The organism is Pseudomonas sp. PA-4-8C (genome assembly GCF_021606625.1).
GTDB classification, from domain to species: Bacteria; Pseudomonadota; Gammaproteobacteria; order Pseudomonadales; family Pseudomonadaceae; genus Aquipseudomonas; species Aquipseudomonas lactis.
Genome location: NZ_WKCD01000006.1, coordinates 32,581 through 46,009, shown reverse-complemented (window position 1 = coordinate 46,009; position 13,429 = coordinate 32,581). Strand labels below are relative to the sequence as shown.

The 13,429-nt window shown below is 61.6% G+C and carries 9 protein-coding genes; 8 read left to right on the top strand and 1 reads right to left on the bottom strand.

Going from position 1 to position 13,429, the window contains the following annotated elements; all coding sequences use genetic code 11:
- Positions 1-6 precede the first annotated feature (6 nt).
- The gene (locus GIW04_RS02470) at positions 7-1,941 is read right to left on the bottom strand and encodes a BCCT family transporter (protein ID WP_236270504.1); all 1,935 of its coding nucleotides are present in this window, start codon (positions 1,939-1,941) and stop codon (positions 7-9) included.
- Positions 1,942-2,330: 389 nt separating this feature from the next.
- Between GIW04_RS02470 and betI the strand changes: the two genes are divergently transcribed.
- The 8 genes from betI to dbpA all read left to right on the top strand — a co-directional run bounded on the left by betI (position 2,331) and on the right by dbpA (position 13,380).
- On the top strand, positions 2,331-2,924 hold the full coding sequence (gene betI, locus GIW04_RS02465; RefSeq protein ID WP_044271839.1) for a transcriptional regulator BetI: 594 nt from the start codon (positions 2,331-2,333) through the stop codon (positions 2,922-2,924).
- A 110-nt stretch (positions 2,925-3,034) separates the two neighbouring features.
- A complete protein-coding gene (gene betB / locus GIW04_RS02460; protein WP_120247525.1) occupies positions 3,035-4,507 on the top strand; it encodes a betaine-aldehyde dehydrogenase in 1,473 nt (490 codons plus the stop codon).
- A gap of 171 nt (positions 4,508-4,678) precedes the next feature.
- Complete coding sequence (gene betA, locus GIW04_RS02455; RefSeq protein WP_034133951.1) at positions 4,679-6,382, top strand: choline dehydrogenase; 1,704 nt, start codon at positions 4,679-4,681, stop codon at positions 6,380-6,382.
- A gap of 219 nt (positions 6,383-6,601) precedes the next feature.
- On the top strand, positions 6,602-8,044 hold the full coding sequence (locus GIW04_RS02450) for a TldD/PmbA family protein (RefSeq protein ID WP_120247524.1): 1,443 nt from the start codon (positions 6,602-6,604) through the stop codon (positions 8,042-8,044).
- Complete coding sequence (locus GIW04_RS02445; protein ID WP_120247523.1) at positions 8,044-9,360, top strand: TldD/PmbA family protein; 1,317 nt, start codon at positions 8,044-8,046, stop codon at positions 9,358-9,360. The genes GIW04_RS02450 and GIW04_RS02445 overlap by 1 nt, the downstream gene beginning before the upstream one ends.
- Positions 9,361-9,557: 197 nt before the next feature.
- Positions 9,558-10,448: an alpha/beta fold hydrolase gene (locus GIW04_RS02440; RefSeq protein ID WP_120247522.1), complete on the top strand. Its 891-nt coding sequence runs from the start codon at positions 9,558-9,560 to the stop codon at positions 10,446-10,448.
- Between the two features lie 36 nt (positions 10,449-10,484).
- Complete coding sequence (mdtD, locus tag GIW04_RS02435; protein WP_057710270.1) at positions 10,485-11,912, top strand: multidrug transporter subunit MdtD; 1,428 nt, start codon at positions 10,485-10,487, stop codon at positions 11,910-11,912.
- 130 nt (positions 11,913-12,042) lie between these two features.
- Positions 12,043-13,380, top strand: coding sequence for an ATP-dependent RNA helicase DbpA (gene dbpA, locus GIW04_RS02430; protein WP_232964675.1), 1,338 nt, complete (start codon positions 12,043-12,045; stop codon positions 13,378-13,380).
- Positions 13,381-13,429: the final 49 nt, after the last annotated feature.

The window sequence follows — 13,429 nt, the reverse complement described above, 5'->3', positions numbered from 1 at the left end:
CAACTATCAGCTATAGACCCGGCCAAGGAGCTGCCGATGGCTTTCAAACTGATCGAGCACATCCCGGGTGATCTGCTCCTGGGTGAAGCCCATCAGGTCATACTCCTGAGGCCCGTTGTGCAGGTACACCTCGGCACGGTAGTAACGGGTGCGCTCTTCTTCAGGCAGGTCAGCGGGTGCTGCCGAGTAGCCATCCAGGCTCACTTCGTAGACAAACGGGTTGCCTTCGTCCATCTCGATTCGCACGCCGATGCAGCGCTTGGATTTGCCCAGCAAGGTCTGCACTTCCAGGCCCTGATCACGCAACGCACTCGCGGCTTCTTCCAACGCCGGCGTTACGTGCTTGTCCATAAAGCGCTGCACGGTGGCCTGGCTCGGTTGCAGGTCCAGGGCAGTCAAACGCTCGCTGAAACCACGACGCCCGCGTTCAGCCAATTGCGCCTGCTCCTGTTCGATGGCCACGTCTTGGCGCATGGCCTTGTGCAAACCGAACATAAAGAACACCAGCACCACCGAGAACGGCAGCCCCGCCAGCACCACCATGGTTTGCATGGCTTCGAAGTTACCGGCAAACAGCAGGCCGATGGTCACCAGGGTGATCACAGCCGACCAGAAGATACGCAACCAGTGCGGCGCGTCTTCATCCACGTTGCCGCCTTTGCAGGAAAGGTTGGCCATCATCACCGCGCCGGAATCCGCAGGCGTCAGGAACAGCACGAAGCCCACGAAGATCGACACGCCGATCACTACTTTCGACGCTGGGTAATGCTCAAGCAGTTGGTAGATGGCCATGGACGGTTGCTCCAGCGCCGTCTTGCCCAACTCCACCGCCCCATGGTTCAACACCAAATCCAAAGCCGAGTTGCCGAATATCGACAGCCACGCCAGGGTAAAGCCCAGCGGGATCAGCAATACGCCAGCCACCAGTTCACGCACGGTACGCCCACGGGAAATACGTGCGATGAACATGCCTACAAATGGCGCCCAGGAAATCCACCAGGCCCAGTAGAACAGGGTCCACAGGCCCATCCAGCGTTCGGTCTTGGCACTGTCGCCTTCGTACACATACAGGTCGAAGGTTTTGAGCACGATACCGTTGAGGTAATCACCGGTGTTCTGCACCAGGCCATTGAGCAGGTGCAAGGTAGGGCCGAACAACAGCACAAAGATCAACAAACCGCTGAACAGCACGATGTTGAGGTTGGAGAGGCGGCGAATGCCGTTTTCCACACCCGACACGGCAGCGATGGTCGCCACGGTGCTCATCACGATGATCACGATCAGCAAATTGGTATTGCTGTGCTCCATGCCGAACAGGTTTTCCAGCCCCGACGACACCTGCATCGAGCCGATCCCCAGGTTGGTCACCAGACCCAGCAGGGTCACGAACATGCCGAAACCGTCTACCGCATGGCCGGCGGCGCCCTTCACCCAACGCTCGCCCACCAGCGGGTACAGCGCCGAACGCAAGGCCAGCGGCTGGTTGTGGCGGTAGGCAAAGTACGCCACGGCCAGGCCCACCAGCGCATAGATCGCCCAGCCGTGCAGCCCCCAGTGCAAGAAGGTCAGTTGCAGCGCCTGGCGTGCCGCGCCATTGCTGGCGGCAGCGCCTTCGGGCGGGTTGAAGTAGTGGTCCAACGGCTCGGACGCACCGAAATACAACAGCGAGATGCCGATACCCGACGAGAACAACATGCCGGCCCAGGCGCCGTAGCTGAAGTCTGGGGTATCGTCCTTCGCACCCAGCTTAAGTTTCCCATAGGACGAAAACGCCAGGCCGACCACAAACACCAGGTAGGCAGCGATGACCACCATGTAGTACCAGCCAAAGCTTTTCGACAGCCAGGCCTGTGCTACGCCGAGCAGGCGCCCGGCCTCCTGCGGGGCGACGATCAGAATGGCGGTCAACAATAAAATCAGCGCGGTGGAGGTGTAGAACACCCAACCGTTGACCCGAACCTTTTCCGGTGGGGTCTTTATAAGAGAGGCAGAACTCATGGCGCAGATGCTCCAGGCAGTGCGAGAGAGAAACACAAGGCAACGGTTATCCCGGGACATCGATTTTTCGGCAGTCGACGGACGGGTGTTATAAAGACACCCCAAAATTCTTGAGCCCGCCAAGGCGGTGATCAGGCTCTGAAGTGGCCTGTTTCAAGGGTTTTTGCAGGTGTCGAAGGTTGCAGCTCGCAGGTAGGAAACATCTGTAGGCAGCGACCATTTGTCGCAGATCTTATTCTTTGTTGATTGAACGTTCAATCAAAACAAAATAGACTGGCCCTCAAGCCGACGGACGTGGATCGCCCATCGGCAGGCCTAAGGAGAGGTGCTACATGCCCAAGGTCGGTATGCAACCCATACGCCGCCAGCAGTTGATCGAAGCCACGTTGACGGCCATCGATCGGGTCGGGATGGGAGATGCCAGCATTGCGCTGATCGCCCGTCTGGCCGGCGTCTCGAACGGCATCATCAGCCACTACTTTCAGGACAAGAACGGCCTGATCGCAGCGACGATGCGCTACCTGATGAATGCGCTGATCGAGAACGTGCAAGAACGCAGGCGTGCCTTGAAGGATGACAGCCCACGGGCGCACCTTCAGGTGATCATCGAAGGCAACTTCGACGCCAGCCAGGTCAACGGCCCGGCAATGAAAACCTGGCTGGCCTTCTGGGCCACCAGCATGCACCACCCGTCATTGCACAGGTTGCAGCGGATCAACGATCAACGTCTGTATTCCAACCTGTGCTGCCAGTTCCGCCGAGTGCTGCCGCTGCCGCACGCACGCAAAGCAGCCCGAGGCCTGGCGGCCCTGATCGACGGTTTGTGGTTGCGCGGCGCCCTGTCGGGAGACGCTTTCGACACGGCGCAGGCGCAACGGATCGCTTACGAATACATGGATTTCCAATTGGCCAAGCAGGTGAGTTAGAGCACACATAACCGCTCAACCCCTGAACGTCCGCCGCTCAGTGTTGCCACACCCCCATGGCCCACTGTTCGGCGGGTAACGCCAACCACTTATGCACTTGCGAGGACTTTATGGCCCGTTTCGACCTGCAAAAACTCTACATTGACGGCGGCTACAGCGACGCTGGCAGCGATGCCACCTTCGAAGCCATCAACCCGGCTAACGGTGAAGTTCTCGCCCAAGTGCAACGCGCCACCAAAGATGACGTTGAACGTGCCGTGGTCAGCGCTGAAAAAGGCCAGAAAATCTGGGCCGCCATGACCGCCATGGAGCGTTCGCGCATCCTGCGTCGTGCCGTGGACATCCTGCGCGAGCGCAACGATGAACTGGCTGCCCTGGAAACCCTGGACACCGGTAAAGCCTTCTCCGAAACCAAGTACGTCGACATCGTCACTGGCGCTGACGTGCTGGAATACTACGCCGGCCTGGTACCTGCCATCGAAGGTGAGCAGATCCCACTGCGCGATACCTCGTTTGTCTACACCCGCCGCGAGCCACTGGGCGTGGTTGCCGGTATTGGCGCGTGGAACTACCCGATCCAGATCGCCCTGTGGAAATCCGCACCGGCCCTGGCCGCCGGTAACGCGATGATCTTCAAGCCAAGCGAAGTCACCTCGCTGACCACTCTGAAACTGGCCGAGATCTACACCGAGGCTGGCGTTCCAGCGGGCGTGTTCAACGTACTGACCGGCAGCGGCCGTGAAGTCGGCACCTGGCTGACCGAGCACCCACGCATCGAAAAAGTCTCCTTCACCGGCGGCACCGACACCGGCAAGAAAGTCATGGCCAGCGCGTCGAGTTCCTCGCTCAAGGACGTGACCATGGAGCTGGGCGGCAAGTCCCCGCTGATCATTTTCGACGATGCCGACCTCGACCGCGCCGCCGACACCGCCATGATGGCCAACTTCTACAGCTCCGGCCAGGTCTGCACCAACGGCACCCGCGTGTTCGTGCCCAAGCACCTGCAAGCCGCGTTCGAAGCCAAGATCGTTGAGCGTGTGGCGCGCATCCGCATCGGCAACCCGGAAGACGAAAACACCAACTTCGGCCCGCTGGTCAGCTTCGCCCACATGGAAAGCGTGCTGGGTTACATCGCCAAAGGCAAAGAGCAAGGCGCACGCCTGCTGTGCGGCGGCGACCGCCTGACCGACGGCGACTTCGCCAAAGGCGCCTTCGTGGCTCCGACTGTGTTCACCGACTGCACTGATGACATGGTGATCGTGCGTGAAGAAATCTTTGGCCCGGTGATGAGCATCCTCACCTACGAAACCGAAGAAGAAGTGATCCGCCGCGCCAACGACACCGACTTCGGCCTGGCCGCTGGCCTGGTCACCAAGGACCTGAACCGCGCCCACCGCGTGATTCACCAGTTGGAAGCCGGTATCTGCTGGATCAACGCTTGGGGCGAGTCCGACGCGAAAATGCCGGTCGGTGGCTACAAGCAGTCGGGTGTGGGCCGTGAGAACGGCATCAGCTCGCTGAACAACTTCACCCGCATCAAATCGGTACAGGTTGAATTGGGCGATTACGCCTCGGTGTTCTAACACCAGCGAGTCTTGTATTGCCCGTGAGGCCATCGCGGCGGTGCGACGACTCGACAAGCCCGGCTCCCACATTTGCTCTGTGTGAACCCGATCAAATGTGGGAGCTGGCTTGCCTGCGATCGAGTGCGAAGCACTCGCCAGACCTGACCACACTTCAAAGAGGGTACATTCATGTCCCAAGAATACGATTACATCATTGTGGGTGCCGGCTCCGCCGGTAACACCCTGGCGACCCGTCTGACCGAAGACGAAGGCGTCACCGTTTTGCTGCTGGAAGCCGGTGGCCCGGACTACCGCCTCGACTTCCGTACCCAAATGCCAGCCGCCCTGGCTTTCCCGCTGCAAGGCCGCCGCTACAACTGGGCCTACGAAACCGATCCAGAGCCACACATGGACGGCCGCCGGATGGAGTGCGGACGCGGCAAGGGCCTGGGTGGCTCTTCCCTGATCAACGGCATGTGCTACATCCGCGGCAACGCCATGGACTATGACAATTGGTCGAAGCTGCCAGGCCTGGAAGACTGGACCTACCTGGACTGCCTGCCGTATTTCCGCAAAGCCGAAACCCGCGACATCGGCCCCAACGATTGGCACGGTGGCGACGGCCCGGTCAGCGTGACCACGCCGAAAGCGGGCAACAACCCGCTGTTCCACGCCATGGTTGAAGCAGGCGTACAGGCCGGTTACCCACGTACCGAAGACTTGAACGGCTACCAGCAAGAAGGCTTCGGCCCGATGGACCGTACCGTCACGCCGAACGGCCGTCGCGCCAGCACCGCTCGCGGTTACCTGGACACGGCTAAAAAACGTTCGACCCTGACCATCGTCACCCATGCCCTCACCGACAAAGTACTGTTCGAAGGCAAGCGTGCCGTGGGCGTGCGTTACCTGATCGGCGCCGCCGAAGAGCGCGTTGAAGCCCGTGCGCGTAAAGAAGTGCTGGTGTGCAGCGGCGCAATCGCTTCGCCGCAACTGCTGCAACGCTCCGGCGTCGGCCCGGCCAAATTGCTGGAAAGCCTCGACATCCCGGTGGTCCACGACCTGCCGGGCGTGGGTGAAAACCTGCAGGACCACCTTGAGCTGTACCTGCAATACGCGTGCACCCAGCCAGTGTCGCTGTACCCCTCGCTGCTCTGGTACAACCAGCCGGCAATTGGTGCCGAATGGCTGTTCAACGGCACCGGCATCGGCGCCAGCAACCAGTTCGAAGCGGGCGGGTTTATCCGTACCCGCGAAGAATTCGAGTGGCCGAACATCCAGTACCACTTCCTGCCGGTGGCGATTAACTACAACGGTAGCAACGGTGTGAAAGAGCACGGTTTCCAGGCGCACATGGGCTCCATGCGTTCGCCAAGCCGTGGCCGTATCCAGCTGAAGTCGAAGAACCCACGGGACTACCCGAGCATCCTCTTCAACTACATGGCCACCGAGCAGGACTGGCAGGAGTTCCGCGATGGCATCCGCCTGACCCGCGAAATCATGCAGCAGCCGGCACTGGACCCGTACCGTGGCCGCGAAATCAGCCCGGGCATCGACGTGCAAACCGATGAGCAGTTGGACAAGTTCATCCGCGAGCACGCCGAGACCGCGTTCCACCCGTCCTGCTCGTGCAAGATGGGCACCGACGAGATGGCCGTAGTCGATGGCGAAGGCCGCGTGCATGGCATGCAGGGCTTGCGTGTGGTCGATGCCTCGATCATGCCGATCATCACTACCGGCAACCTGAACGCGCCAACGATCATGATCGCCGAGAAAATCGCCGACAAGATCCGTGGCCGCCAGCCGCTGCCGCGCAGCACCGCTGACTACTACGTAGCAGGCGATGCGCCGGTGCGTGGCAAGCCTATGCGTGAAGTAGGGCCATTGGCGCAGTAACCGAAACACCCCAGTGATTGATCGTTCCCACGCTCCGCGTGGGAACGCATCCTGTGATGCTCTGCGTCACGCCCTTCAAGAGCGGACGCAGAGCGTCCAGGGTGGCATTCCCACGCAGAGCGTGGGAACGATCACACAACAAAACCTCCCTTGATCAGCTCCCCGCCCAGGCCTACTCTGTTGGCCTGCCCGCGCCGAGCCGCCCACAAGGAAGGCCCCATGTTCGAACACCACGCCACGCTCAAGAAACACTTCAGCGCCCTGCGCACCACCGCCGAATTTTTCTCCCTGCGCTACGTACGCGAATCCGGCCAGTACCTGTCGGTGCGCAAGAACGTCGCCGAGCCGCCTCACCTGGGCCATGACGAAGGCGCGATGCTCACCGTGCGTCTCAACGGGGTAGAAGCCTACGCCGCGACCAACGATATTTCCCTTGCCGGCCTGCAAGCCGCCCTTGAGCGTGCTGAACAGCAAGCCCGGTTGATCAAGCCCCACGCCCTGCTCGACCTGCACCAGCAGCCGGTGTCCAGCGACGTCGCCGACTACCTGTCGCCCGACCTCGACCAGCCCTTCCCATCCCTGAGCGACTGCTACCAATTGCTCGGCGATGAGTCCGCCGCCGTGCCCAAGGATGAGCGCCTGGTGAGCTGGGAAGTCAGCCTGGGAACCACGCGGGTCGAACAGATCTACCTCAACAGCGCCGGCGCGCAATTGCGTCAGGCCCAGCGCTTTGTCTTTCCGGGCCTGAGTGTGACCGCCTTCGACGGCAACGACAGCCAGACCCGTACCCTGGGCGGCACCAACTTCGGCCAGCAAGGCAGTGCCGGCGTGATCCAGCGCTTTGGCCTGGTGGGCGCCGCCCGCAAAGTGGCCGACGAAGCCCTGCAATTGCTGCGCGCACCGAATACGCCCCACGGCCCGCGTGACCTGCTGCTGATGCCCGACCAGATGATCCTGCAGATCCACGAGTCCATCGGCCATCCGCTGGAGCTGGATCGCATCCTCGGTGATGAGCGCAATTACGCCGGCACCAGTTTTGTGAAAGCCAGCGACTTCGGCCACCTGCAATATGGCTCACCGTTGCTTAATGTCACCTTCGACCCTGACATCCCCGAACAGCTTGCCAGCTACGGCCATGACGACGACGGCACGCCTGCCAGCAAGCAATTTCTGATTCGCGAGGGCCTGCTGCTCAAGCCGTTGGGCGGGGCCTTGTCGCAATTTCGCGCCAACCTGCCAGGCGTTGCCAACAGCCGCGCCTGCGGCTGGAACCGTGCGCCCATCGACCGCATGGCCAACCTGAATATCGAGCCTGGCGATAAAAGCCTCGCGCAACTGGTGGGCGGCATCGAGAACGGCATCCTGATGTCGACCAACCGTTCGTGGTCCATCGACGATGCGCGCAACAAGTTCCAGTTCGGCTGCGAGTGGGGCCAGTTGATCGAAAACGGCGAACTCAAGGGCGTGGTGAAGAACCCCAACTACCGGGCGATTTCCGCGCAGTTCTGGCGCAAGCTCAGCGCGGTGGGCGACGCCAGCACCTTCAAGGTGTTGGGCACGCCAAACTGCGGCAAAGGCGAACCCAACCAGGTGATCCGCGTCGGCCATGCGTCGCCGGCCTGTGTATTCAGCAATGTCGATGTATTTGGGGGAGATGCCTGATGAACCACTTCAAGGCACTGGTGGACTGGCTCAAGCAGGCGGTCACCGATCAAGAACAATTTCACCTCGGCTACGCGGATGAAGCGTCCGAGTTCGTGCGCTTCAACCACGCGCAGGTGCGCCAGGCCGGCCAGGTACAGCAGGCCAGCCTGAACCTCAAGCTGATCAACGATGGGCGTCACGCCGACCTGGGTATCACCCTGTCGGGCGAAGCGGAGCTGGATCGCCAGCGCCTGGCGAATGGCCTGCAACAACTGCGCGAAACCTTGCCGCTATTGCCGCCTGACCCGTACCTGCTGTTGAACCCCGACGCCTGGCACAACCATAACGAACAGCTGCGCCCCCTGCCGGAACTGGCCCAGGTGCTGGACGATATCAGCCAGGCCGCCGACGGCGTGGACCTGGTTGGCTTCTACGCCGCCGGCCCGATCAGCCGTGGTTTCGCCAGCTCAACGGGGGCGTTCGGCTGGCACCGGGCTAACAGCTTCAATTTCGACTTCAGCCTGTTCCACGCCAATGGCGAAGCGGTAAAAGCCAGCTACGCCGGGCACACCTGGAACAGCGCCGAATTCGCCGCGCGCTTCCAACAGGCCCGGGAGCAACTGGCGTTTCTCGGTCGCCCGCTGCACACCCTGGCGCCCGGCCAATACCGCGCTTACCTTGCGCCGGCAGCGCTGGAAGAAATCATCAGCATCATCACCTGGGGTGGTTTTTCGGCCCAGGCCATCGCCAGCAAAGGCAGTTCGTTGCAACGCCTGTACGCGGGTGATCAGTTACTGAGCCCGCTGGTGACGGTGGATGAGCAGATCAGCGGCTCCCTGAGCCAGGCGTTTTCCACTGAAGGCTACCCGCGTGAGGATGTCACTCTGATCAACGCAGGCAAGGCCGAGGGCCAGTTGGTCAACTCGCGCAGCGCCGCCGAATACGGCTTGAGCACCAACGGCGCCAGCAGCGACGAGTCGCCCAGCGCCCTGCAAATGGCGGCCGGCAGCCTGGCCCAGGCCGATATTCTCAAGCAGTTGGGCACCGGGCTGTATATCAGCAACCTCTGGTACCTGAACTATTCCGACCTGCCGGCAGCGCGCCTGACCGGCATGACGCGCTTCGCGACCTTCTGGGTGGAAAACGGCGAGATCCAGGCGCCGGTCAGCACCATGCGCTTTGACGACAGTGTCTATCAGTTGCTCGGTTCGCAATTGGAAGCGCTGACTGCTGATCGGGAGCTGCTGTTGTCGGCCAGTACCTATGACCAGCGCAACACCGCTTCCAACCTGTTGCCAGGCGTTTTGGTAAAACGCCTGACGCTGACCTTATAAACCGTAGGAGCGAGCTTGCTCGCGAAGAACTTACAGACACCGCCGGTTGGCTATCAGCACTGCGTTATCGTTGACGTTTTTCGCGAGCAAGCTCGCTCCTACAGAGCAATAACCTGCACTGCAAAGAAACGTCTATCCCGCCACCCCTGCCCACGAGAGCATAACCTTGCCTGGGAAAGGCAAGCTGGAGTCTTGAGATGAACCATGGAAGTTTTGTCATTGAGAAGTTGTACAAGCACTACAACGTTCACGTAGAGCAACTGGGTAACGACCCGCACAGAAAAACCGTACTGATGGTTAACGGCGCGCTATCCACCACGCGCTCCTTTGCCCGTACCAGCAAATGCCTGGCCGAGCACTTCAATGTCCTGCTGTTCGACTTGCCATTCTCTGGTTTGTCGCGCGAGCACAACACCGAACTCGACCTGGTCACCAAGGACGACGAAGTGCAAATCCTGCGGGCCTTGGTGGCGCGTTTCAAAGTCAATCATCTGGTCTCGGCATCATGGGGCGGCATCTCCACGCTGTTGACCCTGGCGCACAACCCGCCCTCCATCGAAAGCTCGGTGGTGATGGCCCTGGCGCCCAACCTCAACCAGGCGATGCTGGAATATGTCGAGCGCGTGCGTGTGCTGATCGAGGCTGATGACAAGTCGGCGGTCGGCCATCTGCTCAACGAAACGGTGGGCAAATACCTGTCGGCGCGCCTCAAACGCAATAACCATCGGCACCTGTCGACCATGGCCACCACCGAGTACCGCCAGGCGCGCTTTCATATTCATCAGGTGCTGAGCTTGGGCGATGGCAACTACTTGCCGGCGCTCAAGCAGATTGAAACACCGGTGCACTTTCTCAACGGCGCGCTGGACGAATACACCCCGGCCGACGAGGCCCAGCTGTTCAAACACTATGTAGGCCGCAGCAGCTTTGCCGTGGCCGAACACACCGGCCATCTGCTGGACCTGGAGTCCCGCGAAGCCGCGCTGGCAGTGCATCGGGCCTTGCTGGACTTCCTGGTGGGCGAGCATGCGAGCTTGTCAGCTATAGACGAACCGCCAGTGGGAAAAGGGGCGACGGATGGCGCATAATCGCCAACACATAGCCTGCTAATAAAAAGGGATCCCATGCCGAATCGTGCCCCTCTCGATGCCAAGACCGCCCGCTGGCTCCCCTGGGTGGTAGCGATTGCCTTCTTCATGCAGTCGCTGGACGGGACGATTCTCAACACCGCGCTGCCGGCGATGGCCCAGGACCTCGCGGAAAACCCGCTGCGCATGCAAGGGGTGGTGATCGCCTACATGCTCACCGTGGCCTTGCTGATTCCCGCCTCGGGCTGGATCGCCGACCGCTTTGGCACCAAGAAGATCTTCTTTGGCGCGATCATGCTGTTCAGCATCGGGTCGTTGCTGTGTGCGCTGTCCAGTAGCCTGAGCATGCTGGTGGGCGCTCGGGTGGTCCAGGGCCTGGGCGGTGCGCTGATGCTGCCGGTCGGGCGGCTGGTGGTGCTGCGGGCTTATCCGCGCTCCGAGCTGGTGCGGATCATGGGCTTCATCACCATTCCCGGCCTGCTCGGCCCCTTGCTTGGCCCGACGATGGGCGGCTGGATGGTGCAATACCTGACCTGGCACTGGATCTTCCTGATCAACCTGCCGGTGGGCATGATCGGCTGCTATGCCGTGTGGAAATTCATCCCCGACCTGCGCGGCAGCGAGCGCACGCGCTTCGACGGCCTGGGCTTTCTGCTGTTCGGCGCGGCGATGGTGCTGATCACCATCGCCATGGAGGGCCTGGGCGAACTGCACCTGCCGCACCTGCGGGTGATGTTGCTGTTGTTCGGCGGGCTTGCCTGCCTGGCGGCGTACTGGCTGCGCGCCGGGCACATCGACAACCCGCTGTTCTCGCCGGTGCTGTTCAAGACGCGCACCTTTGCCGTGGGGATCCTCGGCAACCTGTTTGCGCGCCTGGGCAGCGGCGCACTGCCGTTCCTGGTGCCGCTGCTGTTACAAGTGGCGCTGGGCTATTCGCCGTCAGAAGCCGGCATGAGCATGCTGCCGCTGGCGGCGGCGGCAATGTTCGCCAAATCCATCGCGCGCCCGCTTATCGAGCGCCTCGGCTACCGCGTCGTCCTGACCGGCAACACCCTGGCCCTGGGCCTGATGCTGGCGAGCATGGGCCTGGTCAGCGAACAAACGCCCTACCCGTTACTGTTAGGCATGCTGGCAGTACTGGGGGCCATCAACTCCCTGCAATTTACCGCGATGAACACCGTCACCCTGATCGACCTCGACGACGCCCAGGCCAGCAGCGGCAACAGCTTGCTGTCGGTGGTGGCGCAGTTGTCCCTGAGCCTGGGCGTGGCTTGTGCCGGTGCATTGCTCGGCGGCTTTACCGCCGAAGCCGGCAATGACGGGGTCAATACGGTGCTGGGCGCCTTTCAACTGACCTTCCTCACCGTGGGCATCATGGCGATGCTGGCGGCGGCGATCTTCCTGCAACTGTCGCCCAAGGACGGCAAACGCGTGGTCAGCCGCGAGCACGATATCGAGCACTAACGGGCGTCTCGTCGAGAACTTGCGAGGAAAATCCCACGAGACTGGTACACTGCGCGACATTTTGTTTTGCAGAGCCAGTCCCGTGACTACCATCGCCACCGCTTTTAATACTTTGCCCCTGTCCGCCGCCATGCTGGCTAACCTCGACTCGCTGGGTTACGTCGAGATGACGCAGATCCAGGCGCAAAGCTTGCCGGTGATCCTCAAAGGGCTGGACCTGATTGCCCAGGCCAAGACCGGCAGCGGCAAGACCGCTGCATTCGGCATCGGCCTGTTGAACCCGATCAACCCGCGCTACTTCGGTTGCCAGGCGCTGGTGATGTGCCCGACCCGGGAGCTGGCCGACCAGGTGGCCAAGGAAATCCGTCGCCTGGCCCGTGCCGAAGACAACATCAAGGTACTGACCCTGTGCGGCGGCGTGTCCCTCGGCCCGCAGATCGCCTCCCTGGAGCACGGCGCCCACGTTATCGTCGGCACGCCGGGCCGTATCCAGCAGCACCTGCGTAAAGGCTCGCTGGTGCTGGACGGCTTGAACACCCTGATCCTCGACGAAGCCGACCGCATGCTCGACATGGGCTTCTACGACGCCATCGAAGACATCATCAGCAAGACCCCGCCGCGCCGCCAAACCCTGCTGTTCTCGGCCACGTACCCCGTGAGCATCAAGCAGCTCGCTTCCAAGTTCATGCGTGCGCCTCAGCAAGTGAAAGCCGAAGCGTTCCACTCCGACGACCAGATCGAACAGCGCTTCTACGAGATATCCCCGGAAGAACGCATGGACGCCGTGACCAAGGTGCTGGCGCACTTCCGCCCGGCCTCCTGCGTGGCGTTCTGCTTTACCAAGCAGCAAGTGCAGGAAACCGTCGACCACCTGACCGCCAAGGGCATCTCCGCCGTTGGCCTGCATGGTGACCTGGAACAGCGCGACCGTGACCAGGTACTGGCGATGTTTGCCAACCGCAGCACCTCGGTGCTGGTGGCCACCGACGTTGCCGCCCGTGGCCTGGACATCGACGCCCTGGACATGGTGATCAACGTCGAACTGGCCCGCGACTCGGAAATTCACATCCACCGTGTAGGCCGTACCGGCCGCGCCGGCGAAACCGGCATCGCCATCAGCCTGGTGGCGCCGTCCGAAGCCCACCGCGCCCAGGCCATCGAGCAACTGCAGAAGTCGCCGCTGAACTGGGACCAACTGGACAACCTCAAGCCGCAAAGCGGTGGCCCGTTGTTGCCGCAGATGAGCACCCTGTGCATCGCCGCCGGGCGTAAAGACAAGGTGCGCCCAGGCGACATCCTCGGTGCGTTGACCGGTGAAGCTGGCATTCCGGGTGCCCAGGTCGGCAAGATCGCGATCTTTGATTTCCAGGCCTTCGTGGCCGTGGAGCGCGGCATCGCCAAGCAGGCGTTGCAGCGTTTGAATGACGGCAAGATCAAGGGCCGTTCGCTGCGCGTGCGTATTTTGTAATAACACCGAGTTCCCATTGCAGGAACCGAATCAATGTGGGAGCTGGCTT